A 25,063-nucleotide genomic window follows, 5' to 3' on the forward strand; every position below is an offset into this window, starting at 1 on the left:
CTCTTAGATCGCCGGAGCCTGTGTGCGGCCCGGCGTGACAAGGAGCGCACCAAGATAGGCGATCCCTGCCGTCAAAACGATGGCCGGCCCCGACGGGCAGGCCAGATAGTACGAAATCAGCAGTCCGATGACGCTCGACGCGCTGGCGACCAGCCACGCCACGAGCAGCATGCCCGGCAGCGTGCTCGCCACCAGCCGGGCGGTGGCCGCCGGCAGCATCATCAGACCCACGGCCATGAGCGTGCCCATGGCCTGAAACCCTGCGACCAGATTCATTACCGTCAGCACCGTAAAGCCGAGGTGGTAGCGCAGCACGGCTTTGCCGTGCCCGTGGCCGAGAAACGCCGGATCGGCGCTGTCGAGCACGAGGCCGCGATAATGCCAGCCAAACCACACCAGCGTCACGGTCGCGATCGCGGCCACGAGAATCAGCGACGGGTCGTCCACGGCGAGCACCGAGCCGAACAGCAGGTGCATCAGGTCGACGCTGTTGCCCCATTTCGAGACGATCACCACGCCGCCCGCCAGCGCCAGCAAATAGAAGCCGGCGAACGACGCGCCCTCATCCAGACGCGTGCGGCGGCTCGACACACCGGCCAGCAACGCGACGAGCAGACCGGCGACCATGCCGCCGCCCGCCATCCATGGCAGCGACAGTCCGCCGATCAGATACCCCACGGCGGCGCCCGGCAACACGGCGTGCGAGAGCGAATCGCCCATCAGGCTCATGCGGCGAAGCAGCAGGAACACCCCCACGGGCGTACAGCCGATCGACAGCGCCAGACTGCCGACCAGGGCGTGCCGCATGAAATCGAATTCCGCAAACGGGCCGATCAGCAGATGGATCAGGTTGCCCACGGCGCCCAGTGACTCAAGCGCCATGACGGTCTCCTGCGGTAAAGGTCGTGTAGCCGCCGGCATCGGATAAGCCGACGTGCGCGCTGCCACCAACGCCACCCATGCCGAATACGCCGCCTGCCGACGGGAAGCCACTATGTAAACAGTCGGCCGGACGACCGGCAGCAACCAGCTTGCCGGCCATCACGGCGACATAAGCAAAGCGCTCCAGCACCAGCGGCAGATCGTGCAGCACCGTCACCACCGTGCGACCCTCGTTGCGCCATTGATCCAGCAAGGCCAGCAACAGTTCCGCAGAGGGCACATCGATGCCGGTGAGGGGTTCATCCAGCAAAACGATCGGTGCGTCTTCGACGATCAGGCGGGCGAAGCGGGCTCGCTGCCATTGACCGCCTGACAGGACTTCCAGCGGCTGAGCACGTTTGTCGGCCAGACCGACGCGAGTCAGCGCCTCGTGAGCCCGCGCGAACTCGTCGCGGCCGAGCCGGCGGGCGTCGCCGGTGCGGCGCCACGTGCCGGTGAGCACGTATTCTTCCACGCACATGGGGAAGCGATGGTCGGTCTCGGGGCGTTGCGAGAGATAGGCGACAGGTTCGTCGCAGAGGACATTGCCGGTGGTCGCCTTCTGGAGGCCGGCGAGCACGCGCAGCAGCGTGGTCTTGCCGCCGCCGTTCGGGCCCACGACGGCCGACAGCACGCCCGGGGCGAACGTCGCGTCCACGCCTTCGAGCGCGACATTGGGGCCGAAACGGACCGAGAGATTACGGCAGCCGATCACGAGGCGACTCCCTGGAGTGCCCAGAGGACGAGCGCCCATAGCGGCAAGAGCACCAGCAGGGTCAGTGCGGTGCGCTGCCAGCCGGCGAGGCGATAGAGCCAAACGGAAAAGCGAATCATGGCGCGGATAGGGCGGACATCACACAGATTGCAACTGTGTAATAAATGCAACAAAGTTGCATTATTACATGATTCGTCAGGCACGTCGCGGGCTTGGACGGTGTCGAAGGTGGTGAGGGCGTCAGCCGGTCAGGGTGTCGGGACGTCGGTGTGACACAACGGGTTACATATCGCCGCAGCACGTTTTTGCGAACCGGCGTAACATGACTTCACGCTGAATCGACTGGCATGGTGTTCGCTTCATTCCAGAGTTCGGCAATATGCAAGGCATTGATGAGACGGCGACATGATGCGGCGCAGCGACCTTCGCGCGACGCGGCATGCCGGCCCTGCCTGAGGAGGTTCGCCCGTTCAATCATCTGATCGTCGTCGGCTTTCCGGTCACGACTTCATGCCAGTGGCGCATGCAGTGCGTGTGACCTTCGCGGCTTGCGCAGTCGCGCGGCTTCTGCCGGATCGCTACTCGTCTCGCGCCCACGTCTTCGTTTTCGTCGACGTCGTCGGGCCGCCCACTCTTTTTTCCAAAAAAACATCGCACGCGCCGTGCAGACATTTCCTGTTTAACGCTATCGAATAAATAGGATTACTTAATAATTAGCGACACATTACGATGTGTTGCGAATGCAGGCAAACCCGAGTGCGCAATGCGTGTCGATGCGCGTGAGAATTCGCTCGAATTTTGATGTATTTCAACGAGCATGCGCAATGCGTAGATTTCTCGGAAACCCTTACGGGCTGCGGGTTATCGAGGATGCTTAGCGCTGCGGAAAATATCTAGCGACAGTTTTTTTGTTTGTGCATATGATGAGTTAACGGTTGCTTTTTCTAGTGACAAGTTTAAAGTCAACCTAAACCGATTTTGAGTCGTTCATGTGAGGGAGGGGACAGTGCGAAAGGTTTCGCGAACGTCGCTCCGGCATGCAGTGAGCCAGGTCGAAACCATTGCGCAGTCATCCGGGTCTTAGGCAACAGAGCGGGCATCGCGTTGCGGTGTTTTCCGATGAAGCGGGGGTGAGGCATATGGATATTTTCAGCCACTACACGACACGTTTCGACGCACGCAAGGAAGAGGAGTACAGCATCCAGGAGTATCTGGAGATCTGTAAGAAGGACTCGACCGCGTATGCGTCGGCGGCCGAACGAATGCTGCGCGCCATTGGTGAGCCCGAGCTCATCGATACGCACCATGACCCGCGACTCTCGCGGCTCTTCTCGAACAAGATCATCAAGATCTATCCGGCCTTCCGTGACTTTTACGGCATGGAAGACACCATCGAGCAAATCGTCTCGTTCTTCAAACACGCCGCGCAGGGGCTCGAAGAACGCAAGCAGATCCTGTATCTGCTCGGGCCTCCGGGCGGCGGCAAATCGTCGCTGGCCGAGAAGCTGAAGGTATTGATGGAAGAAGTGCCCATCTACTGCCTGAAGGGATCGCCGGTGCACGAGTCGCCTCTGGGCCTGTTCTCGCCCGAGGAAGACGGCAAGATTCTTGAAGAGGACTTCGGTATCCCGATTCGGTATCTCACGACGATTCCTTCGCCGTGGGCGACCAAGCGCCTGAACGAATTCAACGGCGACATCACCAAGTTCCGCGTGGTGAAGCTGCGTCCGTCGGTGCTGCAACAGATCGCCATCGCCAAGACCGAACCGGGTGACGAGAACAATCAGGACATCTCGTCGCTGGTCGGCAAAGTCGATATCCGAAAGCTCGAAGAATTCCCGCAGGACGATCCGGATGCCTACTCGTATTCCGGCGGCCTCTGTCTGGCCAATCGCGGTCTGCTCGAATTCGTCGAAATGTTCAAGGCCCCGATCAAGGTGCTGCACCCGTTGCTGACCGCAACGCAGGAAGGCAACTACAAGGGCACGGAAGGGTTCGGTGCGATTCCGTTCGACGGCATCGTGCTCGCCCACTCGAACGAAGCGGAATGGCAGAGCTTCAAGGGCAACCGCAATAACGAGGCTTTCCTCGACCGGATCTATATCGTGAAGGTGCCGTACTGCCTGCGCGTGACCGACGAGGTGAAGATCTACGAGAAGCTCGTGAAGAACAGCTCGCTCGCCAATGCGCCGCGCGCCCCGAACGTGCTCAAGATGCTCGCGCAGTTCGCCGTGCTCACGCGTCTGAAAGAGCCCGAGAATTCCAACGTCTTCTCCAAGGTGCGCGTCTACGACGGCGAGAACCTCAAGGACATCGACCCGAAGGCCAAGTCGTATCAGGAGTATCGCGACTACGCCGGGGTGGACGAAGGCATGACCGGCATGTCGACGCGTTTCGCCTTCAAGGTGCTCTCGAAGGTGTTCAACTTCGATAACACCGAAGTCGCGGCCAACCCGGTGCACATGCTGTATGTGCTCGAACAACAGATCGAGCGCGAGCAGTATGCGGGCGAAGTCGAGAAGCGCTATCTCTCCTACATCAAGGAGTATCTGACCGCACCGTTCGTCGAGTTCATCGGCAAGGAAATTCAGACCGCGTACCTGGAGTCGTACTCCGAGTACGGTCAGAACATCTTCGACCGCTATGTGAATTTTGCAGATCTCTGGATTCAGGATCAGGAGTATCGCGATCCGAATACCGGCGAAATTCTCGATCGCACGGCGCTCAACGATGAACTGGAGAAAGTCGAGAAGCCGGCCGGCATCACGAACCCGAAGGACTTCCGCAACGAGATCGTCAACTTTGTCCTGCGCGCGCGCGCCAACAACGCGGGCAAGAATCCGCTCTGGACAAGTTACGAGAAGCTGCGGGCCGTCATCGAGAAGCGCATGTTCTCCACGACCGAGGACTTGCTGCCGGTGATCTCCTTCAATGCGAAGTCGTCCAAAGAGGATCAGGAAAAGCACGCCAACTTCGTCAACCGGATGGTGGAAAAAGGCTATACCCCGAAGCAGGTTCGCCTGCTCGTGGAATGGTACCTGCGCGTGCGCAAATCCTCGTAACCACTCGGGGCCACTATGTCAGCGATCATCGACAGACGGCAAAACGGTAAGAACAAAAGCGCCATCAACCAGCAACGCTTCATCAAGCGCTACCGCGATCAGATTCGGCGCGCGGTAGCGAAGGCGGTGTCTGGGCGCAAGATCACCGATATCGATGGCAGCGGACAGGTCTCGATCCCGGTCAAGGACATCTCTGAGCCCTTGTTCCACCACGGGCCCGGCGGGCGGCGGGAGATGGTACATCCCGGCAACCGCGAGTTCGTGGTGGGCGATAACTTCGAGCGTCCGCCGTCGGGCGCCGGTGGCGGCGGCAGCCGTGCCAGCGATTCGGGCGAGGGCGAAGACGATTTCGTCTTCAACCTCTCGCGCGAGGAGTTCCTGAAATTCTTCTTCGAGGACATGGCCCTGCCTGACCTCGCCAAACGCCGGCTCGCGCAGATTCCCGAGTTTCGCAAGGTGCGGGCGGGTTATTCCATCGACGGCACGCCGTCGAATCTGAACGTCATCCGCACGATGCGCAGCTCGCTGGGCCGCCGCATCGCGCTCACCGCGCCGTATCGCAAGCAGTTGCGAGAGCTCGAGAACGAGTACGCCGATGTCGTGGCGCGCGAAGGCGATACCTCGCCACGCGCCATCGCCCTCGCGCACGAGATCACGCACCTGCGCACGCGCGTCGAAGCGATTCCGTACATCGAGAAGCTCGATCTGCGCTATTCGAACCGCGTCATGCAACCGCGTCCGCAGGCGCAGGCCGTCATGTTCTGTCTGATGGACGTGTCGGGCTCGATGGACCAGAGCCGCAAGGATCTGGCCAAGCGCTTCTTCATGCTGCTCTACATGTTCCTGCGGCATAACTATGAGCGCATCGATCTGGTGCTGATCCGGCATCACACCACGGCGAAGGAAGTCAACGAGGACGACTTCTTCTACGCGCGGGAATCGGGCGGCACCGTGGTGTCGAGCGCGCTCAAGCTGATGATGGAAGTCATCGCCGACCGCTACTCGCCGAGCGACTGGAATATCTACGGCGCGCAGGTGTCGGACGGCGACAACTGGGATGGCGACTCGCCCATTTGCCGCGACATTCTGATGCAATCGATCATGCCCGCCGTGCAGTACTTCGCGTATGTCGAAGTGGCCAGCGCGGAGCCGCAGAATTTGTGGAACGAGTACCTGTCGGTCAAGCAGCAGCATTCGAACTTCGCGATGCAACGCATCATGGAGGCCGCGGAGATCTACCCGGTGCTGCACGATTTGTTCAAGAAAAAGGCGGCCTGACTATGGCCTACATATCGACCGGATCGGAATGGACCTTCGAGCTGATTCAACGTTACGAGCATGAGATCGCGCGCATTGCCGCGAACTTCAAGCTCGACACGTATCCGAACCAGATCGAGATCATCACCGCCGAGCAGATGCTCGACGCTTACGCCACCGTGGGGTTGCCCATCGGCTACCACCACTGGTCGTACGGCAAGCACTTCCTGTCGTCCGAGCGCGGCTACAAGCGCGGCCAGATGGGTCTCGCGTACGAGATCGTCATCAACTCGAGCCCCTGTATCGCGTATCTGATGGAAGAGAACAGCATGACCATGCAGGCGCTCACCATTGCGCACGCCAGCTACGGTCATAACTCGTTCTTCAAAGGCAACTATCTGTTCCGTACGTGGACGAACGCCGACGCCATCGTCGATTACCTGCTGTTTGCGCGCAATTACATCAGCGAGTGCGAGCAACGCTACGGCGAGCAGTTGGTTGAACTGCTGCTCGACTCGTGCCATGCGCTGATGAATTACGGCGTGGATCGCTACAAGCGGCCCAAGCGCCTGTCGCTCGCGCAGGAACAGGCCCGCCAGAAAGAGCGCGAAAACTATCTGCAATTGCAGATCAACGATCTGTGGCGCACGTTGCCCAATCACGTGCTGCACGATGACGACGAAGACGACGGGCTCGACCCGACCGACTCGGATGAGCCGGCCTTCCCGGGCGAGCCGCAGGAGAACCTCCTGTACTTCTTCGAGAAGAACGCGCCGAAGCTCGCGCCGTGGCAACGGGAGATCGTGCGCATCGTGCGCAAACTCGCGCAGTATTTCTATCCGCAGCGCCAGACCAAGGTGATGAACGAAGGCTGGGCGACGTTCTGGCATTACACGATTCTCCAGCAGCTCTACAAAGAGAAACTCGTCAACGACGCGTTCATGATGGAGTTTCTGCACGCGCACACGAACGTGGTCTATCAGCCATCGTTCGACAGCCCGTACTACAGCGGGCTCAATCCGTATGCGCTGGGTTTCGCGATGTTTCAGGACATCCGGCGCATGTGTGAAGCGCCGACAGAAGAGGATCGTCTGTGGGCGCCGGATATTGCCGGCAGCGACTGGATCAAGACGCTCGACTTCGCAATGCGCAACTTCAAGGACGAGAGCTTCATCCAGCAGTTCCTCTCGCCGAAGGTCATTCGCGATCTGAAGCTCTTTTCCGTGCTCGACGATGACCGCGATAGCCGCTTGCGCGTGACGGCCATTCACAACGACAACGGCTATCGCGAGATTCGCGAGATGCTCGCGCAGCAGTACAACCTCAGCACGCTGGAACCGAATATTCAGGTCTCGCATGTCGATTTGCACGGCGACCGCTCGCTCACGCTGCGGCATGTGCAAAGTGACCGAAAGCCGCTAGACGAAGGTTTCGAAGAGGTGCTCAAGCACGTGGCACGGCTGTGGGGATTTACGGTGCGACTGGAGACCGTGTTCGAAGACGGCCGCAGCGAGATGACCCACGAGACCAAGGTCGAAAAGCGCCGGCGTTATTCGCTGAGCGCAGCGTGAGTGCCGGATGAGCGGCGCATGAGTGCGAAGAGTTCGGTAGCGGCGGCCCGATGAAGATTCCGTTCGTCGCACTCGATCACGTGGTGCTGCGCACCGTGGATGTGGCGCGGCTACAGCACTTCTATGTGGACGTGCTGGGCTGCACGCTCGAGAAGGTGCAGGCCGATATCGGGCTCGTGCAGTTGCGCGCGGGCGACGCGTTGATCGATCTGGTCGACGTGGCTGGCACGATCGGCCGGCAGGGCGGTGAAGCGCCGGGGGCCGAGGGGCACAATCTCGATCACTTCTGTCTGCGTGTCGAACCGTTCGACGATGAGGCCATCCGTCAGGGACTGGCCTCGCATGGCGTGACGCTTGGGGAAGTCGTGCAGCGGTACGGTGCGCACGGCGAAGGGCCGTCGTGCTATCTCACCGATCCCGACGGGAATGTCGTAGAGCTTAAAGGGCCGCCAACGCGACGTTAGGCGGCCAACTGCCCCAGCACGCTCTGATCGCGGCCCTTGTGCTTGGCCTGATACAGCGCCTTGTCGGCGCGCTCCAGCATCGCACTGATGACCAACGGTTCGCCCGGATGCCACGAGGCGATGCCCACGCTGATGGTGATCGCCTCGCCGTCTTCACGGGCCTTGGCGGGCAGCAGGTCCGTGCTGGCGCGCTTGACCGATTCGCGAATGCGATCGGCGACGCGCAACGCGGCGTGCTGATCGATCTCCGGCAGCACCACGGCAAACTCTTCCCCACCCAGACGCACGACAAAATCGCTCGGCAGGCGGATGCAGTGCTGAATCGTGTTGGCGATTCGTTGCAGCACCGTGTCGCCGAACGGGTGTCCATAGCGGTCGTTGACCTGCTTGAACAGATCGATGTCGATGATCAGCACCGACAGCGGCGTGTTGTATTGCTGGACGCGATCCGCGACGATGCGGATGCGATTGTCGAAATAGCGCCGGTTATAGATATGCGTGAGCGGGTCGATGAACACCTTCTCGACGAGATCGGTATTCGTGAGCGCCAGCGACTGATACTGGCGTGTGATTTCCCACACGAGCGCGAGCGTCGCCACACCCGGAGATGCCAACGCCAGCAGGCGGGCCGCGTACCACTGATACGACGCTTCGCTCGGCGCGGTAAGCGCGAGCAGCAACTGGCACAGCGAGATGGTGACGACCACCCACACCAGCAGGAACAACTTGTGCGAGAGCCGCGTGACCGCCGCAATACGCCACCACAACGCGACGTAGGCGACGAAGAGTGCCCCCAGTGCCATCGTCTCGATGTCGATGCTTCCGGCAAACTTTGGCGTGACGAGCGTGCGGGCCGCGCCGACCACCGAGAGCGATACCGTCAACCAGATGATCAGCACCGTCGCGCCGTGGCGCGCCGCATCGCGATAGCCGGGGCGTGTGTGCGGGTCGCTGCGCGTGCGCGAATAACTGCGCACGCTGATCATCACGTATGCGGCGAAGCTCGCTTCGGCCACCAGCCAAAGCCAGAAGGGGGCGCGCGTGATGTGTGTGGAGATGCCGGCGAGCTGGTTCGCCAGCAACACCCCTTGCGTGAACATGAACAGGCCGCGCAGCAAAAACGCACAGCCGAACTGGGCGAAGTAGCGCTTGCCGTTGTAGAGGTACTGCACGCCGAGCAGACACGCCGTCGATAAATTGAGGATGCCCCCGGCAGAGACCAGGAAGAAGGTGAGCAGCGGGTTCACCGCGCCTTCGAAGGCGCGTGTGAGAAACCCCGCGAGGGTGAGCGCGGCACACGCGACGAGAATCGTCGTCGCAGCAACGCGGTTGCCCTGTTCGGTACGGCTGATGGTGCTTTTCATAGTTCTTATTTGCCAATCAACGCCCTCGTGCCTCGCGCACGATCGCTCTTTTACCGTCCAACCTTCGCACTCGTGACTGGCCGCAAAGTCATAGCCTCGCGTTGCCGTCGCGTTTCCCCGATTTAGCGCTAAATGGTTGAAAACTAAGATAAACCTCGGAGAATACACGAGTTTCCAGGGGTTGGCATCCGTTTCCATGACCCCCCTCTAAATTCGCGCAGACCCGCATGAACAGGCGAGTTTCAGGGAGTCGAAAAAGCGTTTAGAGGGATCACTACTAAGTCAGGAAAATAATTAAACGCGGCACACTGAACCGCTCTGCGAAACGCTTGATTCGTAAAAAATGGGACAATTCCCATTGACCACGCGAGAACCCAGAGATGGCGGGGGATTACAGCGTGTGCAATTAATTCGGCATCCGATATATATGGGAAATATCGCGGCAGATTATGCGAAATTGCGGCCGATTCATGGCAGAAGGTGTCTCATGGGTTGGCATCGACGCACTATCTGTACTAGAATAAAAAAGGCCAATCGCTCTGACTGGCCAATAGAAACATAAGCGTTGCCGGTGTTCCTCGTTGCGCCGGCGATCCGTACCATCACGCAATGAGCTTGTGCAGTAAAACATTCGCGCGCTTTCAATAAGCGTGTATCGAGAGGCCCAGGCGCCCACGGCGTCGAAAGCTCGTCTCTCATGTCGCATATCGCGACGCCTGGTTCGTCACCGTTGTCTTTCTCAGACCTTCGGATCGAACACCTCACAATTCGCAAGGCAGCTATCAGTTGTCATGCTTGTTTGACCGCGTTGTCACGCGGGGCGATTGCTATTGCCTCGCGCCAGCGCTGCCAACCCATTCAAAGGGAGCATGAACGTGGCGAAGCAGTATCGCATTCTCTATCTGGCCGGTTTCGGACTGCTTGGTGTTGCCGCCGCAGTCGCCGGTCTGGTGTATTGGCTGGGCGTGGATGCGCTCGTCAAATACCGGGGAGACCTGGTGTATTACACCCAACAGCATTTGAAGCTCGTGGCCATATCGATGGCGATGGCCATTGCCGTCGGCGTGCCTGCGGGCGTGTTGATCTCGCGGCCGATATTCGCGAAACATGCGGAGCGCGCCGTGCAGATCTTCAACATCGGCAACACGCTGCCGTCGCTCGCCGTGCTCGCGCTATCGATGGCAGTGCTTGGTATCGGCGATCGCCCGGCCATTCTGGCCCTGTGGCTCGCATCGCTGCTGCCGATTGTGCGCAACGCCTACGAAGGCCTGCGCCAGGTACCCGCCGCGTTGCGTGAATCAGCACGCGGCATGGGCATGACGCCCGCGCAAGTGCTGTTTCGCGTGGACCTGCCCAACGCCATGCCGGTCATCATCGGCGGCATTCGCACCTCGCTCGCGATCAATGTCGGAACGGCGCCGCTCGCCTTCCTGATCGGCGCGGACAGCCTGGGGCAATTGATTTTCCCGGGCATCTATTTGAACGACCAGACGAAGTTGTTGCTCGGCGCTGCCGGCACCGCGCTGCTTGCGCTTGTGCTCGACGGCATTGTCGCCTTCGCGAGCGGCCTCTGGTTTGCACGTCACGGCGCGGCCACGCGCTAAGACAAAGGAGACCCCACACGTGAAATCCATTTTCTCCCGAACACGATTCGGCAAGCTGCCGCGCTTCATGCACGTCGCGCGCCGGACACGCAAGCTCGCCGTTGCCGGCTTGGCGCTGACGGCCATCGCGGTGAGTGGCGTAGCGCAAGCCGCCACGCTCACCATCGGCGGCAAGAACTTCACCGAGCAACTGATTCTCTCCGAGATGACGGCGCAGTACCTGAAAAGCAAAGGCTACGACGTCGAACTCAAGAACGGTCTCGGCAGCGTGGTGATGCGCCAGGGCATGGAGAGCAATCAGCTCGACGTCGTCTGGGAATACACCGGCACGTCGTTGATCGTCTACAACAAGGTCACCGAGAAGCTCGACCCCGCGCAGACCTACGAGCGAGTGAAAGAACTCGACGGCAAGATCGGCATCGTCTGGCTGAACCCGTCGACGCTCAACAACACTTACGCCTTCGCCATGCCGGGCAAGATCGCTCGCGAAGCCGGCATCGAAACCGTCTCGCAACTGATCGAAAGATTCAAGACGAATCCGAAGATGCAGTTCGCTTTCGACATGGAATTCGTCGGCCGCTCCGATGGTCTCGAGCCGATGGAACAGCTCTACGACTTCCATCTCGAGCGCGAGAACATCAAGCAGATGGACCCGGGCCTCGTCTACACGGCGCTCAAGAACGAGCAGATCGACAGCGGTCTGGTCTACACGAGCGACGGCCGCAACAAGGGTTTCGACCTGAAGGTGCTCACCGATGACAAGGGCTTCTTCCCCGCGTATGCCGCGACGCCGGTGGTTCGCAAGGAAGTGCTCGACGCGAATCCGAAGCTGGCCGATGAACTCAACGTGTTGGCCGCGAAGATCAACGACGAGAACATGCGCGAGATGAACGCCAGGGTCGACATCGAGCACAAGGGCGTGGCTCGCGTGGCGCGCGAATTCCTCACGCAGGAAGGGCTGGTGCAGTGAGGCCGTTGCCTCAGATGGCTCCGCCGCTGACGTCACAGATCGAGGAACTCCAATGATTGAATTTTTGACTCACAACTGGCACCGCATCCTGAACCTCACGGTCCAGCATGCATGGCTGGTGGCCGCATCTGTGGGTGCGGCCATCGTGGTCGGCGTGCCGCTGGGCGTGCTGGTCACGCGTTTTCGCTGGCTGTCGGGCGTCGTGCTCGGGTTGGCGACGGTCGTGCTCACGATCCCGTCGATCGCGCTGTTCGGCCTGATGATTCCGCTGCTGTCGGTCTACGGCATCGGTATCGGACCGGCGCCGGCCGTGGCCGCCGTCTTTCTCTATTCGTTGTTGCCGATCATGCGCAACACGTGTCTGGCGCTGCAACAGATCGATCCGAGCATCCGCGAAGCGGGCATCGGCATCGGCATGACGTTCTGGCAGCGCTTGCGTCTGGTGGAGTTGCCGCTGGCTGTGCCGGTGGTGCTGGGCGGCGTACGCACGGCTGTTGTGATGAATATTGGCGTGATGGCCATTGGTGCCATCGTCGGCGCCGGCGGTCTCGGGGTGTTGATCACCCAGGGGATCAGCCAGAGCGATACCCGGCAACTTGTCGTGGGTGCGGTCCTGGTGAGCTTGCTCGCCATCGTTGCCGACACCCTGTTGCACCGCCTCCAGCGCGTGCTGACACCAAAAGGAATTCGAACCGCATGATTACACTCGACAATCTCACCAAAAGCTTCGTTCAGAAAGACGGCACGCGCGTGAACGCCGTGAACTCGGTCAGTCTCGAAGTGCCGCCGGGCGAAATCTGCGTCTTCCTGGGCCCTTCGGGTTGCGGCAAGACCACCACGCTCAAGATGATCAACCGTTTGATCAAGCCCACGTCGGGCCGCATTCTGCTCAACGGCGAAGATACCGGCAAGATCAACGAAATCGAATTACGCCGCCACATCGGCTACGTGATTCAGCAGATCGGTCTGTTTCCGAACATGACCATCGAAGAGAACATCACGGTGGTGCCGCGTCTGCTGGGTTGGGACAAGAAGCGCTGCCGCGAACGTGCGACCGAACTGATGGCGATGGTGGCCCTCGACCCGAAGCACTATCTGTCGCGTTACCCACGTGAGTTGTCCGGCGGGCAGCAGCAGCGTATCGGCGTGATTCGCGCGTTGGCGGCCGACCCGCCCGTGCTGCTCATGGACGAGCCGTTCGGCGCCGTCGATCCGATCAATCGCGAGTCGATTCAGAACGAGTTCTTCCAGATGCAGCGTCAACTGGGCAAGACCGTCATCATGGTGAGTCACGATATCGACGAAGCCATCAAGCTGGCCGACCGCATTGCGATCTTCCGGCAGGGGCGTCTGGTGCAGTACGCACAACCGGATGCGCTGCTGGCGCGCCCGGTCGACGAGTTCGTGGCGAGCTTTGTCGGTCACGACCGAATTCTGAAGCGCCTGCTGCTGGTGCGTGCGGAAGATGCCGCGACGCCGCAGCCGACCGTCAAGCCGCAGACCACGCTCGCGGAGGCCTACGGCATGATGGACGAGCTGGACACGCGCTCGCTGGTTGTCGTCGACGAGAACGCGAAGGCGCTGGGCTACATTGCACGTCGCGACACTCGTCATGCACAGGGAACGTGCGGCGAGCGGGTGCGCGACTTCAAGGCGTCGGCGGTGGCCAACGACAATCTGCGTGTGCTGCTGTCACGCATGTATGAACACAATCTGGCATCGCTGCCGGTGCTTGGCGACGACAATCAGTATCTGGGCGAAGTCACGCAGGACTCGATTGCCGACTATCTGAGTTCCGGCAAATCGCGCGGCAGTAGCGGCGGTGGTACGATTTCCGCCCCGTCGCTGCCCGGTTCGCCGAGCGTGGTGGCGAGTGTGCCGTTCGGGGCGCAGATTTAAGGCTGTGCGCCGTCCGGGCAAGAGGATCTGCCGAGATGTGGCGTAAGGAAATGACGGTCCAGTTGGGCCGTCATTTTTGCATCTGTCGCATCTGTCGCATCTGTCGTTCGCGCGTGGACAATGCGTCAACGTGGCGACGTCGACGAAAGACAACAAGCAGCAGGCAGGCAAATCGTAGTCAAGGAGTTGCAGGATGACGTGGGATTCGATGTTGAAGTGGCTGGAAAACGCGCAGTGGGCGCACATGGTCGGCGGGCTGGCGATCTTGGTCGCGGCGGCGTTGCTGGTGCAGGCGGTGGCGACGTTCGTGATCGTGCGTGTGGCGCGCATGGTCGTGCAACGCACGGCCAACCGATGGGACGACGCCTTGCTGAGCCATCGGGTCTTCCAGCGCGCGGCGCACATTCTGCCGTATCTGGTGATTCAGTTCGGCATCGAGCTGGTCCCTGATGTGCCACCGAAGCTTGCGATCGTGATTGCCAATGTGGCGCTGGCGACGACCTTGCTCTACGCGACGCTCGCCATCGCTGGCATGCTGAATGCGTCGCAGGCCGTCTATGCGACGTCGGAGCATGCGCGCACGCGCTCGATCAAGGGTTACGTGCAGTTGGGCAAGATTGCACTGTACGTGGTCGCGGCCATTGCCATCGTGGCGACCATCATCGATCGATCGCCGTGGTTGCTGCTCTCGGGGCTGGGGGCGATGTCGGCGGTGCTGTTGCTGGTGTTCAAGGACACGATCATGTCGTTCGTGGCGAGCGTGCAGCTCACCTCCAACGACATGCTGCGCGTGGGCGACTGGATCGAGATGCCGCAGGTTGGCGCCGATGGCGACGTGGTGGATATCGCGTTGCACACGGTGAAAGTGCAGAACTGGGACAAGACGATCACGACGATTCCGACGTGGCGGATGATCTCGGAGAGCTTCCGGAACTGGCGCGGCATGCAGCAGGCGGGCGGGCGACGCATCAAGCGCACGTTGTGCATCGATGCGGGCAGCGTGGGCTTTTTGGACGAGAGCGAAATCGAGCGCTTGTCGAAGGTGCATCTGCTGGCGCCGTATCTCTCGGAGAAGCAGCGCACGATTGCCGAGGCGAATGCCGCATTGGGCAATGCGGCGGGTGTGCTGGCGAATACGCGCCGGCTGACGAACATCGGCACGTTCCGCGCGTATGCGCTGGCGTATCTGAAGTCGCATCCGAATATTCACGAGAACATGACGTGCATGGTGCGCTCGCTGGAGCCGTCGGCCACGGGCATTCCCGTCGAGCTGTACTGCTTCACGAACACCATCGTGTGGGCCGAATACGAGCGCGTGCAGGGTGACGTGTTCGACCACCTGCTGGCGATCCTGCCCGAGTTCGGCCTGCGCATGTACCAGAACCCGGCCGGTGCCGATTTGCTGCGCTGGCAGCAGCGGGCGGCTTGACTGGCGTAGATGGCAGATAGCAAAAGGGCTCCCGAGGGAGCCCTTTCTTTCACTCTGAATGATGCGTGGCGAGCTTACGCCACCGCCGCATCCAACGTCGGATAGTCCACATAACCACGGGCGTCGCCGCCGTAAAGCGTGTCGCGGTCGAGCGGGTTGAACGGGCCGCCGCGCTTGAGGCGTTCCACCAGATCCGGGTTCGAGATGAACGGTTTGCCGAAGGCGATCAGATCCGCGAGGTTGTCCTTGCGTGCCTCGATCGCCAGTGCGAGGTCATAGCCGTTGTTGGCCATGTAGGTGCCGTTGAACAAGCGACGCAGCTTCTGCAAATCGAAGCCGTCCGGCACTTCGCGCGGGCCGCCCGTTGCCCCTTCGACCACGTGCAGATACACGAGACCGAAACGGTTCAACTGTTCCACGGCATAGGTGAACACCGGTTCCGGATTGCTGTCGCCGCAATCGTTGGCCGGGCTGATCGGCGAGAGACGAATGCCGACGCGATCGCCGCCCCACACATCGACGACGGCCTGCGTGACTTCCAGCGTCAGACGCACACGGTTCTCGATGCTGCCGCCGTACTGATCGGTGCGATGGTTCGTCTTGTCGCGCATGAATTGGTCGAGCAGATAACCGTTCGCGGCGTGGATTTCCACCCCGTCGAAACCGGCGCGCTTGGCGCACTCTGCCGCATGACGGTATTGCTCGACGATGCCCGGAATCTCGGACGTCTCAAGCGCACGCGGCGTCGGGTGCGGTTCGAACCCATGTTCGGTGAAGGCCTTGCCGGCCGGCTGAATGGCCGAAGGCGCGACCGGCAGTGCGCCGTCCGGTTGCAGCGACGGGTGCGAGATACGGCCCACGTGCCAGAGCTGGCAGAAAATCTTGCCGCCCTTGGCGTGCAGGGCGTCGTTCACTTGCTTCCAGCCGGCGACTTGCTCGTCGGTGTAAATGCCGGGCGTGAACGCGTAGCCCTTGCCTTGCTGCGAAATGTTGGTGGCTTCGCTGATGATCAGGCCGGCCGATGCACGTTGTGCGTAATACTCGGCGACCAGCGGGCCCGGCACGTCGCCGGCACTGGCGCGGCTGCGGGTCAGCGGCGCCATCACGACGCGGTTGCTCAGTTCGAGCGGGCCCAGCCGGTACGGCGAAAAAAGGTCCGTGTCGAGTGACGAGAGTTGGGTAGCTTGGGAATCCGTCATTGCTGAAGGTCCTGTGAAAGTTGGGGGTTGCTGTGCTGCACAAAAACCTGCACAGGTTAAGGCAATTTTTAAGCGCTTGCAGGGCTCGCACTCGTCGGTGCCCGGCGCGCAATACGCAGCACCATGAAGGCGCCAATGATGCACACGCCGCCCGAGAGCATCGACGCCATCGTGTAGTTGCCCAGCGTGGCCCGAAGCGAGCCCGCGACCAGTGCCGCCGTCGCTGCACCGAGTTGGTGCCCCGCCACGATCCAGCCGAAGACGATCGGCGCCATGGTCTTGCCGAACACGTCGGTGGTCAGGCGCACCGTCGGCGGCACCGTGGCAATCCAGTCGAGGCCGTAGAACAGGGCAAACAGCGGCAGGCCGAAGAAGTCCAAGCCGAACGCATGGGGCAGATAGATCAGCGACAGACCACGCAGCCCGTAGTACCAGAACAGCAGCACACGGCTGTTGTAGCGGTCAGACAGCCAGCCGGAGAGCGTCGTGCCCACGAGATCGAGCACGCCCATCGCGGCGAGAATACCGGCGCCCTTGACCTCCGAGATGCCATAGTCGCCACACATCGCGATGAAGTGCGTGCCGATATAACCGTTGGTGCTGGCGCCGCAGATGAAGAAGCTGAAGAAGAGCAGCCAGAAGTCGCGCTTGCCGGCTGCCATGCGCAGTACCGACAGCGCGTGCTTCAGCGGGTTGCCTTGGGCGAGTTGCACGTCGGGGGCGTCTTCCGGCGCGCCCACCGGGCGCAGACCGACCGAGCCCGGACGCTCAGGCACCAGCAATGCGACCAGCGGCAGCACGAGCGCAGCAACGACCGCGACGATCAGCACGACCGGACGCCAGCCGTAACGCTCGGTGATGGCGGCCATCATCGGCAGGAAGACCATCTGGCCCGTCGCCGAACTGGCCGTGAGAATGCCCATGGCAAGGCCACGGTGCGTATGGAACCAGCGATTCGAGACGGTCGCCGCGAGCGTCACCGCTGCGACACCGGTACCGCCACCGACCATCACGCCCCAGATCAGGATCATCTGCCACGGGGCGGTCATCAACGAGGAGAGGGCAGTGCCCGAAGACAACAGCAACAAGGCGACCATGACCGTCGGACGAATGCCGAAACGCTGCATCGCCGCCGCCGCAAACGGTCCGGTCAGGCCATACAGCGCAAGGTTCACGGAAATCGCCAGCGACACCGTGGCGCGGCTCCAGCCGAAATCGTGCTCCAGCGGCACCATCATCACGCTGGGCGTGGCGCGAATGCCCGCGGAGGCGAGCAGGACGAGGAAAATCACGCCCACGACGATCCACCCGTAGTGGAAATGGCCGTTGATGCGTCTTGCAATGGCTGCCTTCATGGCGGGAATCCTTGCGGTTCCGGGGGACCGCGTCACGATTTCGGGAACGTTGCCTGTCACGATGCTGTCTATCGGGATAACGGTTTGTGACAGCTCGGTAACATGAGGTTGCCATGTTATGAACCGATCGGTAACATGTCAAGCATTCCTTTGTGACGGCAGGGGCTTTCAGCAGCCCGCCAGCGCACTGCCGAGGCGCCGCATGCCTTCCGTCACAAATCATAGAATCAGGAGCGCCAGAGAATGGCCAAAACGATAGCCCCGGACCCCACGCAAGCCACCCGCGCGGAAGGCTCCCCCGCAACGGGCCGCAGCACGGTCAAAGGCGGGCGTCATGTGACGCCGGCACCGTTGGCGCAGCAGTATCTGCTCAATGCCGCCGTGGAGTTGTTCCACACGGAGGGTGTGCGGGCTGTGGGGGTGGACGCCGTCGTCAAGCGTGCGGGCGTCAACAAGATGTGCCTGTATCGCCAGTTCGCGTCGAAGGACGAACTGATTCTGGCGTATCTGGATGAAATGCAGACGTGCAGTCTTCAGCGCATCGACGAGAGCATTGCCCGTCGACCGGGCGAGCCGGGCAAGCAGTTGCTTCAGATCTTCGTGGATTTGGCGGAACGTGCGAGCCATCCCGGCTACCGCGGGTGCCCGTTCGTGAACGTGGCCGCCGAATTTCCGGACCCGGAACACCCGGCCCGCAAGTCGGTGGTGAACTACAAGGCGGAAGTGGTGCGCCGCTTCACCGAGCTGGCAACGGCGGCCGGATTGCAGGAACCGGCCCCGTTGGTCGATGCGCTGTCGCTGGTGCTCGAAGGGGCCTACGCCGCGAGCCAGACGTTCGGCCCGGGGTCGGCCCCGCTGCGGGTGTTGCCCACGGTGGCAGGGCAGATCATCGACGCGGCGCTATTGGAAGTGGCTGCACCTGCCTGAACCTCAGGCCGCCAGACGCTTCATGGCCACCGACGCCGTTTGTGTTCTCAGCGGACCTGACGACATCTCGACGTGCTGTCCGGTGGCCATCCGGAAGGCGGCTACGGCGGCATCGAGTTGATGGGCCTGATCTTCCATCGAAGCGGCTGCGGCGGCGGCTTGCTCCACCAACGCGGCGTTCTGCTGCGTCACTTCATCCATCTGCGTGACTGCCCGGCTGACTTGTTCGATGCCGTGACTCTGTTCGCTCGATGCGGCGGAAATCTCGCCCATGATGTCGGTCACGCGGCGCACGGCCTGCACCACGTCGTGCATCGTCTGTCCGGCTTGCGCGACGAGCACCGAGCCGTCCTGCACTCGGCCGTTCGACGCTTCGATCAGTTCCTTGATTTCCTTCGCTGCGGCGGCGCTGCGCTGGGCTAGCGTACGCACTTCGCCTGCCACGACGGCAAAGCCCCGGCCCTGTTCACCGGCACGCGCAGCTTCCACGGCGGCGTTCAACGCCAGAATATTCGTCTGGAACGCAATGCCGTCGATCACGCTGATGATGTCGACGACCTTGTTCGAACTCGACGAAATGCCTTCCATCGTCGCCACCACCTGATCGACCACTTGTCCGCCGCGCACGGCAATGGACGAGGCGCTCTCGGCGAGCTGGCTGGCCTGACGCGCGTTGTCGGCGTTCTGGCGAACGGTCGAGGTCAGTTGCTCCATCGACGATGCCGTCTCTTCCAGTGCCGCCGCCTGCTGCTCGGTACGCGCCGACAGATCTGTATTGCCTTCGGCGATCTCGCGCGCGGCCGTCGTAATGGCACCGGTGCCGCTGCGAATCCGCCCGATCATCTGTTGCAGATTTCCCTGCATGCGTTGCATCGCGTAAAGCAGGCTGTCGCGATCGCCCTGACGCAGCTTCACTTGCGTGAGCAGATCGCCATCGGCGATGCGCGAGGCGATGTCGGCCGCGTATTCCGGTTCGCCGCCCAGACTGTCGCGCACGTTGCGGATGATGAGCAGCATGACGGCGGAAACTGCCAGACCGATGACGGCCAGAATGGCGCCCCAGCGCAGCAGCGCGCCGACAAAGGCGGCGTTGATGTCGTCGACGTAGACGCCGGTCGTCAGATACCAGTCCCACGGGGTATAGGCCCCTACGCGGCTGATCTTCTCGACGGGTTTGTCCGAGCCCGGCTTGGGCCAGAGATAGGTCACGAAGGGATTGTCGGTGCGCGCAGCGGCGACGATGTCCGAGAACATGAGCTTGCCCGACGGGTCGCGGAACTGGCTCATATCCTTGCCTTCGAGCTTCGGATTGACCGAGTTCAGCACAATCACCCGCTGCGAGTTCAAGATACCGAAATAGTTGTCGCCATCGTAACGGATCGCACCGATCTGCTCGCGGGCGAGTTTCTGTGCGTCGGGGACAGTCATTTCGCCGCGTTCGGCGCGCTCGGCGTAGTGCTTCACGAGACTGAGGCCCGAATCGACCACGTGAGTGAGCCCCGCGCGACGCTCGGTGAGCATCGTATTGCGCTGGGCCCAGGCGCCCCACACTGCCATGACCAGCAGACTGACCCACATCAACCCGACGGCCGACCACAACTTCGCATTCAAACTCAATCGCTGCATTACTTCGTCATCCCCACTCGTTCCGCTTAGGTGCTTGCTAAGTGCTTGCGCTGGCGGCGGCTGCCCTTGACGTCTCACAAGGCGGAGACGTCCGGGCGGTCCGGTTGTGTATTGGTTATCAGTGCCCCTGATGAAGGCACCGACCGAACGTGTGGTAACGGCAGTCTGGCGGCGGACTTGAGCGGAAGCGGCTTAGGGGGGAAAGGGCTTAACCGTGAATCACCACGAGCAGCCCGCGCGCCACGGACTTGCCCGCGTTGCGGATCGCATGGGCGCGGTCCGCGGGGTAGCGAGCCGTCTCGCCGGGCTTGGCGCGGCGCACGAACGTCTCGACTTCGATGTCCACCTGCCCGTCGAACACCGTGAAGTGCTCGCGGGTGCCGGGGTCATGCGGGTCGGAGACGAGCGCGGAACCCGGCTGGAGCGTGAGCTCATACCACTCGTATTTCCCGGCCAGCTCCATCGGGCCCAGGATCTTCAACTGATAGGCATGCTCCGCACCGGCCAGCGTGGGAATTTCGTGCTTGCCGATCACGCGCACCGGTTCCGGGTCGCCAGCAGGCGCGCCGAGTAGCTGATCGAGCCGCACGCCCAGTGCGTTGGACAGCCGCCAGGCCACGGCGATGGTCGGATTGGCCTTGTCGCGCTCGATCTGGGAGAGCATCGACTTCGAGACGCCCGAGGCGCGCGAGAGGGTTTCCAACGTCATGCCGCGTTCTTTGCGCAGTTGCTGAATCATGTCGCCGACCGGCGGCGGTGCCGTCGGCACGGTCGCGGGCGTTGCGGGGGTGCTTGCCATATTCTTTCCGGGATATTAGAATTTTTCAATATATTGAAACTAGTTCAATATAAAGTATAGTTTCCGCTAAGGTGAATGCCTGCATGGTAGCAGAGCGCACCGGCCGAACGACCGAGGAGATGCACACGATGACCGCACAAACCCCGGAAGCCCGCGAGGGCTTCTATCAGCAACTGACCGAACGACTCGAAGACACGCGCCGCCAAGGCCTTTTCAAGCAGGAACGCGTGCTCATGTCGCGGCAGGGGCCGGAGGTAATGTGCGACGACGGGGTGACCCGCATCAATTTGTGTGCCAACAACTATCTCGGCCTCTCGGGCAGCGAATCGCTGGTCAAGGCCGGCCAGAAGGCGCTCGAAGACTTCGGCTTCGGCCTGTCGTCGGTGCGCTTCATCTGCGGCACGCAAGGCCCGCACAAGGAACTTGAGGCACGCATCGCCGCCTATCTCGGCACGGAAGACGCCATCCTGTATGCCGCCGCGTTCGACGCCAACGGTGGTGTGTTCGAGCCGCTGTTCGACGAGCAGGACGCCATCATCTCCGACGCGCTGAACCACGCCTCGATCATCGACGGCGTGCGGCTGTGCAAGGCGCAACGTCTGCGCTTCGCCCACAACGACATGGAAGACCTGGAGCGCCAGTTGCAAGCGGCCGCCGGGGCGCGTCACCGCATCATCGTCACCGACGGCGTGTTCTCCATGGACGGCACGATTGCGCAGCTCGACCGCATCGTCGCGCTGGCGGAACAGTATGGCGCGCTGATCATGATCGACGAGTGTCATGCGACCGGTTTCATGGGCGCGACCGGGCGCGGCACGCATGAACATCATGGTGTGATCGGCAAGATCGACATCATCACGGGCACGCTGGGCAAGGCGCTGGGCGGCGCGATGGGCGGCTTCACGGCCGGGCGCCGCGAAGTCATCGAGACGTTGCGTCAGCGCTCGCGTCCGTATCTCTTCTCGAACAGTCTGGCGCCGGCCATTGTCGGCACGTCGCTGGCGGTGTTCGACGAACTCGAACACTCGTCGGCACGCCGTGAGCAGTTGCATGAGAACACGGCGTTCTTCCGCCACGAAGTGGCTGCGCTGGGTTTCACGATCAAGCCGGGCACGCACCCGATCGTGCCGGTGATGCTGTTCGACGCCACGCTGGCGCAAAGCTTCGCGCAACGCCTGTACGAACTGGGCGTGATCGCCACGGGCTTCTTCTATCCGGTGGTGCCGCAGGGGCAGGCGCGCGTGCGCGTGCAACTCTCGGCGGCCCACACGCGTGAACAACTCACGCGCGCGCTGGCCGCCTTTGCGCAGGCCGGTAACGAACTCGGCATTCTCAAGCAAGGTTGAACATGGAACGGATCCTCATCATCGGCGCCAACGGGCAGATCGGCAGCGAACTCGTCGAAGCCCTGGCAGCGCAGTACGGCAAAGAGAATGTCGTGGCGACAGATATCGCACCGGGGCCGTCGCGCCATCCGGTGCACTACGAGACCCTCGACGTGCTTGATGCGGCGCGTCTGGCCGCGCTCGTGGAGCGCTTCGGCATCACCCAGATATTCCATCTGGCGGCGCTGCTGTCGGCCACCGGCGAAACCCGTCCGTTGCAGGCGTGGACGCTCAACATGAACGGGCTGCTCAACGTGCTGGAACTGGCCCGCGAGCACCAGTCGCGCAAGGGCTTGCGCGTGTTCTGGCCGTCGTCGATTGCCGCGTTCGGCCCGCACACGCCGGCCGTTGAAACGCCGCAGCTCGCGATCATGGACCCGACCACCATGTACGGCATCAGCAAGCAGGCGGGCGAGCGGCTGTGCGAGTACTACCACGCGAAGTTCGGCGTGGACGTGCGCAGCCTGCGCTATCCGGGTGTCATCAGCTACAAGACGCCCCCGGGCGGCGGCACGACCGACTACGCGATCGATATCTTCCAGTCGGCGCGCCGTGGCGAGACGTACACGTGCTTCCTGAAGGAAGACGCCACGCTGCCTATGATCTACATGCCCGACGCCGTGCGCGCCACGCTTGAGCTGATGAACGCCGACCCCTCGCGTCTGCGTGTGCGCTCGTCCTATAACGTGGCGGGGGTGAGCTTCGATCCGGCGACGCTGGCTGCGGCGATCGAACGTCGTGTGCCGGGCTTCACGGTGAAGTACGCGCCGGACTTCCGGCAAGCGATTGCCGAGACGTGGCCGCATACGCTCGACGACACGCATGCCCGCTACGACTGGGGCTGGCAGCCGGCGTTCGGTCTGGATGCGATGGTCGACGACATGCTCGCGAACGTTCCTCTCGACTGGCATGCGCCGGCCTTGGGAAACGCCGCCTGAAGGGCACGAGAGGGAAGAAGCGGCCGCGTCCTGCTTGACGTGGCCGTACTTCGGAGCCTTACTTCGGGTGATGTACCGCGTAGTAGACCAATGCAGCGATGACCGCGAAGGTGACGGCCATGCCGCGACGGCGCCAGCGATAGCCAGAGGTGAAGGTGATGGCGCGTCCCCGGCCTTCTTCTTTCGAATGGTAGTAGCTCATAGTGCGTATCTCGGGTCTTCTGACACACGGTCTTTGCCGCGGATGGGATCTGCGCGAAGGCTTGTCGCAGCGCCCCCCGGCGCGTGACAGGCAGATCCTTGACTGATTATGCGACCGCACAAAAACGACCGCTAATCAGTATCTACACTGATAGGTGTGGCCTTTTTGACACGGTCAGGCCGCCGTCCCATGCGTTTCGACGCCATCCTCGGGATCGCCCAGCCTCCTCTTCCCTCCACACTTGCGCAGCCCTCACGCTCGCCCATCAAGGCCGCCCATGTGTTGGCCCGGGCAAGTGCGCATAGGTCTCTCGAATCGCGAGATTTTTGAATCTCGAAGACCACAAAAAATCCACGGTTGCCCGCTTGCGCACCACGTCACGCGCTGAAACAATGCCTGAAAACGGTGGCCGCGCTGACGGCCATTGCCGAGTCGTCGTTGAGTTCACGCCTGGGGAGGGCCGTGCCATGACGCCGAAGACGCGCCGCACCATCGATTGCGGCCAACGCGGAGCCGCCGCTGCCTGTCATGCGGCCACCGCCATTGCACTGGTTGCCGCGACTTTGATGGCGAGCAACGCCCATGCGCAGGAAGCGATGCTGCGCGCCAACAATCAGGTCTGGGTCGACGGCGGGGTGCAGCAACTGCACTACTGGGAAAACATCGGCGCGGGCAAAAGCGATTCCGAGCGAGGCACCACTGCCGCGTTCGGGCTCGGCGCGTCCACACAGCATCAGCTGTTCGGGATTTCCAATCTGTACTTCAGTGGTCAGGTGCGCGTTGCCCACGGCACCACGGATTACGGCGGCTATTTGCAGGACCCGACGGGCCGCGTGGTGCTGCCGAACTACCAGATGAGTACGCGCTCCACCGCGACCGACGTCACGCTCAAGGCGGGCAAGGCGCTGCCGTTTATGCTCGGCACGTGGCACGCGCAAGTCGTCCCGTACGTGAGCTACAGCTATCGCGATTGGATTCGAGACAGCAGCCGCGACCCGTACGGTTTCTACGAGCGGTATCGTCACCATGTGGTGGGCGGCGGTCTGATGGGCCAGCTCGAAGTCACCTCGAAACTGGTGGCAACGGCCGATGTGCGCGCCGGTGCCGTCCTCGGCGCCTCAATGACGCTGGCCGGCTCGCAGAACACGTTCACGCTGGGCAGCAAGCCGGTGGTCGTGGCGGGCTTCGGTTTGGACTACGCGGTGACGCGCAACTTCCACGTGAACACCACCTACGAGTGGTCGCGCTTCCAGTACGGCCGCTCCGACGTGACGCAGGTCTCGCCGGGCGTGAACGCCTACGAACCCGATTCGAAGACGATCAACCAGACTTGGATGATCGGCGTGGGGTACGCGTTCTGAAACCGCGACCCCTTA

Annotated in this window: 21 protein-coding genes; 13 read left to right on the top strand and 8 right to left on the bottom strand. The window is 61.9% G+C overall.

Annotated elements, in window-relative coordinates:
* Positions 1-3 precede the first annotated feature (3 nt).
* Both CDV46_RS08860 and CDV46_RS08865 read right to left on the bottom strand, forming a co-directional pair.
* Positions 4-882 carry a metal ABC transporter permease gene (locus CDV46_RS08860; protein WP_170935823.1) on the bottom strand — a complete coding sequence of 293 codons (879 nt, stop codon included), beginning with the start codon at positions 880-882 and terminating at the stop codon, positions 4-6.
* Positions 872-1,636: a metal ABC transporter ATP-binding protein gene (locus CDV46_RS08865; protein WP_176399039.1), complete on the bottom strand. Its 765-nt coding sequence runs from the start codon at positions 1,634-1,636 to the stop codon at positions 872-874. The genes CDV46_RS08860 and CDV46_RS08865 overlap by 11 nt, the downstream gene beginning before the upstream one ends.
* Positions 1,637-2,775: 1,139 nt before the next feature.
* Here CDV46_RS08865 and CDV46_RS08870 point away from each other — a divergent pair.
* From CDV46_RS08870 to CDV46_RS08885, 4 genes are read left to right on the top strand one after another with little or no spacing between them, the layout of a single operon-like run.
* Positions 2,776-4,698 carry a PrkA family serine protein kinase gene (locus CDV46_RS08870; protein ID WP_058376101.1) on the top strand — a complete coding sequence of 641 codons (1,923 nt, stop codon included), beginning with the start codon at positions 2,776-2,778 and terminating at the stop codon, positions 4,696-4,698.
* 15 nt (positions 4,699-4,713) lie between these two features.
* Positions 4,714-5,976, top strand: a complete 1,263-nt coding sequence (locus CDV46_RS08875) for a YeaH/YhbH family protein (protein WP_087722346.1) — start codon at positions 4,714-4,716, stop codon at positions 5,974-5,976.
* Between the two features lie 2 nt (positions 5,977-5,978).
* On the top strand, positions 5,979-7,526 hold the full coding sequence (locus CDV46_RS08880) for a SpoVR family protein (RefSeq protein ID WP_087722347.1): 1,548 nt from the start codon (positions 5,979-5,981) through the stop codon (positions 7,524-7,526).
* Between the two features lie 50 nt (positions 7,527-7,576).
* Positions 7,577-7,990: a VOC family protein gene (locus tag CDV46_RS08885; RefSeq protein WP_058376098.1), complete on the top strand. Its 414-nt coding sequence runs from the start codon at positions 7,577-7,579 to the stop codon at positions 7,988-7,990.
* On the opposite strand, the gene CDV46_RS08890 is transcribed toward CDV46_RS08885, so the two are convergent.
* The gene (locus tag CDV46_RS08890) at positions 7,987-9,354 is read right to left on the bottom strand and encodes a GGDEF domain-containing protein (protein ID WP_176399040.1); all 1,368 of its coding nucleotides are present in this window, start codon (positions 9,352-9,354) and stop codon (positions 7,987-7,989) included. The genes CDV46_RS08885 and CDV46_RS08890 overlap by 4 nt on opposite strands.
* Before the next feature lie 869 nt (positions 9,355-10,223).
* Here CDV46_RS08890 and CDV46_RS08895 point away from each other — a divergent pair.
* From CDV46_RS08895 to CDV46_RS08915, 5 genes are all read left to right on the top strand, one after another.
* Positions 10,224-10,958, top strand: coding sequence for an ABC transporter permease (locus CDV46_RS08895; protein WP_058376096.1), 735 nt, complete (start codon positions 10,224-10,226; stop codon positions 10,956-10,958).
* 67 nt (positions 10,959-11,025) lie between these two features.
* Entirely contained in the window at positions 11,026-11,928 is a 903-nt protein-coding gene (locus CDV46_RS08900) for a glycine betaine ABC transporter substrate-binding protein (protein WP_087722379.1), read from the top strand.
* Positions 11,929-11,980: 52 nt separating this feature from the next.
* On the top strand, positions 11,981-12,628 hold the full coding sequence (locus tag CDV46_RS08905) for an ABC transporter permease (RefSeq protein WP_058376095.1): 648 nt from the start codon (positions 11,981-11,983) through the stop codon (positions 12,626-12,628).
* Positions 12,625-13,827 carry an osmoprotectant ABC transporter ATP-binding protein OsmV gene (locus CDV46_RS08910; RefSeq protein ID WP_087686437.1) on the top strand — a complete coding sequence of 401 codons (1,203 nt, stop codon included), beginning with the start codon at positions 12,625-12,627 and terminating at the stop codon, positions 13,825-13,827. Before CDV46_RS08905 ends, CDV46_RS08910 begins: the two co-directional genes overlap by 4 nt.
* A 193-nt stretch (positions 13,828-14,020) precedes the next feature.
* Positions 14,021-15,256, top strand: coding sequence for a mechanosensitive ion channel family protein (locus tag CDV46_RS08915; RefSeq protein ID WP_087722349.1), 1,236 nt, complete (start codon positions 14,021-14,023; stop codon positions 15,254-15,256).
* A gap of 74 nt (positions 15,257-15,330) precedes the next feature.
* On the opposite strand, the gene CDV46_RS08920 is transcribed toward CDV46_RS08915, so the two are convergent.
* On the bottom strand, positions 15,331-16,455 hold the full coding sequence (locus CDV46_RS08920) for an alkene reductase (protein WP_087722350.1): 1,125 nt from the start codon (positions 16,453-16,455) through the stop codon (positions 15,331-15,333).
* 68 nt (positions 16,456-16,523) lie between these two features.
* A complete protein-coding gene (locus CDV46_RS08925) occupies positions 16,524-17,810 on the bottom strand; it encodes an MFS transporter (RefSeq protein ID WP_087686440.1) in 1,287 nt (428 codons plus the stop codon).
* Positions 17,811-18,053: 243 nt separating this feature from the next.
* Between CDV46_RS08925 and CDV46_RS08930 the strand changes: the two genes are divergently transcribed.
* Positions 18,054-18,737: a TetR/AcrR family transcriptional regulator gene (locus CDV46_RS08930; RefSeq protein ID WP_087722351.1), complete on the top strand. Its 684-nt coding sequence runs from the start codon at positions 18,054-18,056 to the stop codon at positions 18,735-18,737.
* 3 nt (positions 18,738-18,740) lie between these two features.
* On the opposite strand, the gene CDV46_RS08935 is transcribed toward CDV46_RS08930, so the two are convergent.
* Positions 18,741-20,363 (bottom strand): methyl-accepting chemotaxis protein, encoded by a 1,623-nt coding sequence (locus CDV46_RS08935; protein WP_087722352.1) that lies wholly within the window; start codon positions 20,361-20,363, stop codon positions 18,741-18,743.
* A gap of 208 nt (positions 20,364-20,571) precedes the next feature.
* Complete coding sequence (locus CDV46_RS08940) at positions 20,572-21,162, bottom strand: helix-turn-helix domain-containing protein (RefSeq protein WP_058376089.1); 591 nt, start codon at positions 21,160-21,162, stop codon at positions 20,572-20,574.
* Positions 21,163-21,290: 128 nt separating this feature from the next.
* Here CDV46_RS08940 and kbl point away from each other — a divergent pair, with 128 nt between their 5' ends.
* Complete coding sequence (kbl, locus tag CDV46_RS08945) at positions 21,291-22,508, top strand: glycine C-acetyltransferase (RefSeq protein WP_058376088.1); 1,218 nt, start codon at positions 21,291-21,293, stop codon at positions 22,506-22,508.
* Positions 22,509-22,510: 2 nt separating this feature from the next.
* The gene (locus CDV46_RS08950) at positions 22,511-23,485 is read left to right on the top strand and encodes an NAD-dependent epimerase/dehydratase family protein (protein ID WP_170935826.1); all 975 of its coding nucleotides are present in this window, start codon (positions 22,511-22,513) and stop codon (positions 23,483-23,485) included.
* Between the two features lie 58 nt (positions 23,486-23,543).
* Here CDV46_RS08950 and CDV46_RS27075 read toward each other — a convergent pair whose 3' ends face one another.
* Entirely contained in the window at positions 23,544-23,687 is a 144-nt protein-coding gene (locus CDV46_RS27075; protein ID WP_170935827.1) for a hypothetical protein, read from the bottom strand.
* Between the two features lie 467 nt (positions 23,688-24,154).
* Between CDV46_RS27075 and CDV46_RS08955 the strand changes: the two genes are divergently transcribed.
* Entirely contained in the window at positions 24,155-25,048 is an 894-nt protein-coding gene (locus CDV46_RS08955; protein ID WP_087722353.1) for an outer membrane protein, read from the top strand.
* Positions 25,049-25,063: the final 15 nt, after the last annotated feature.

The organism is Pandoraea sp. PE-S2T-3, assembly GCF_002179965.1.
Taxonomy (GTDB): Bacteria; Pseudomonadota; Gammaproteobacteria; order Burkholderiales; family Burkholderiaceae; genus Pandoraea.

Excerpts from the sequence above, each read along its gene's own strand:
- CDV46_RS08860 (WP_170935823.1), bottom strand. The coding sequence starts at position 882 with ATGGCGCTTGAGTCACTGGGCGCCGTGGGCAACCTGATCCATCTGCTG.
- CDV46_RS08870 (WP_058376101.1), top strand. The coding sequence starts at position 2,776 with ATGGATATTTTCAGCCACTACACGACACGTTTCGACGCACGCAAGGAA.
- CDV46_RS08875 (WP_087722346.1), top strand. The coding sequence starts at position 4,714 with ATGTCAGCGATCATCGACAGACGGCAAAACGGTAAGAACAAAAGCGCC.
- CDV46_RS08880 (WP_087722347.1), top strand. The coding sequence starts at position 5,979 with ATGGCCTACATATCGACCGGATCGGAATGGACCTTCGAGCTGATTCAA.
- CDV46_RS08885 (WP_058376098.1), top strand. The coding sequence starts at position 7,577 with ATGAAGATTCCGTTCGTCGCACTCGATCACGTGGTGCTGCGCACCGTG.
- CDV46_RS08890 (WP_176399040.1), bottom strand. The coding sequence starts at position 9,354 with ATGAAAAGCACCATCAGCCGTACCGAACAGGGCAACCGCGTTGCTGCG.
- CDV46_RS08895 (WP_058376096.1), top strand. The coding sequence starts at position 10,224 with ATGAACGTGGCGAAGCAGTATCGCATTCTCTATCTGGCCGGTTTCGGA.
- CDV46_RS08900 (WP_087722379.1), top strand. The coding sequence starts at position 11,026 with ATGCACGTCGCGCGCCGGACACGCAAGCTCGCCGTTGCCGGCTTGGCG.
- CDV46_RS08905 (WP_058376095.1), top strand. The coding sequence starts at position 11,981 with ATGATTGAATTTTTGACTCACAACTGGCACCGCATCCTGAACCTCACG.
- CDV46_RS08910 (WP_087686437.1), top strand. The coding sequence starts at position 12,625 with ATGATTACACTCGACAATCTCACCAAAAGCTTCGTTCAGAAAGACGGC.
- CDV46_RS08915 (WP_087722349.1), top strand. The coding sequence starts at position 14,021 with ATGACGTGGGATTCGATGTTGAAGTGGCTGGAAAACGCGCAGTGGGCG.
- CDV46_RS08920 (WP_087722350.1), bottom strand. The coding sequence starts at position 16,455 with ATGACGGATTCCCAAGCTACCCAACTCTCGTCACTCGACACGGACCTT.
- CDV46_RS08925 (WP_087686440.1), bottom strand. The coding sequence starts at position 17,810 with ATGAAGGCAGCCATTGCAAGACGCATCAACGGCCATTTCCACTACGGG.
- CDV46_RS08930 (WP_087722351.1), top strand. The coding sequence starts at position 18,054 with ATGGCCAAAACGATAGCCCCGGACCCCACGCAAGCCACCCGCGCGGAA.
- CDV46_RS08935 (WP_087722352.1), bottom strand. The coding sequence starts at position 20,363 with ATGCAGCGATTGAGTTTGAATGCGAAGTTGTGGTCGGCCGTCGGGTTG.
- CDV46_RS08940 (WP_058376089.1), bottom strand. The coding sequence starts at position 21,162 with ATGGCAAGCACCCCCGCAACGCCCGCGACCGTGCCGACGGCACCGCCG.
- kbl (WP_058376088.1), top strand. The coding sequence starts at position 21,291 with ATGACCGCACAAACCCCGGAAGCCCGCGAGGGCTTCTATCAGCAACTG.
- CDV46_RS08950 (WP_170935826.1), top strand. The coding sequence starts at position 22,511 with ATGGAACGGATCCTCATCATCGGCGCCAACGGGCAGATCGGCAGCGAA.
- CDV46_RS27075 (WP_170935827.1), bottom strand. The coding sequence starts at position 23,687 with ATGAGCTACTACCATTCGAAAGAAGAAGGCCGGGGACGCGCCATCACC.
- CDV46_RS08955 (WP_087722353.1), top strand. The coding sequence starts at position 24,155 with ATGACGCCGAAGACGCGCCGCACCATCGATTGCGGCCAACGCGGAGCC.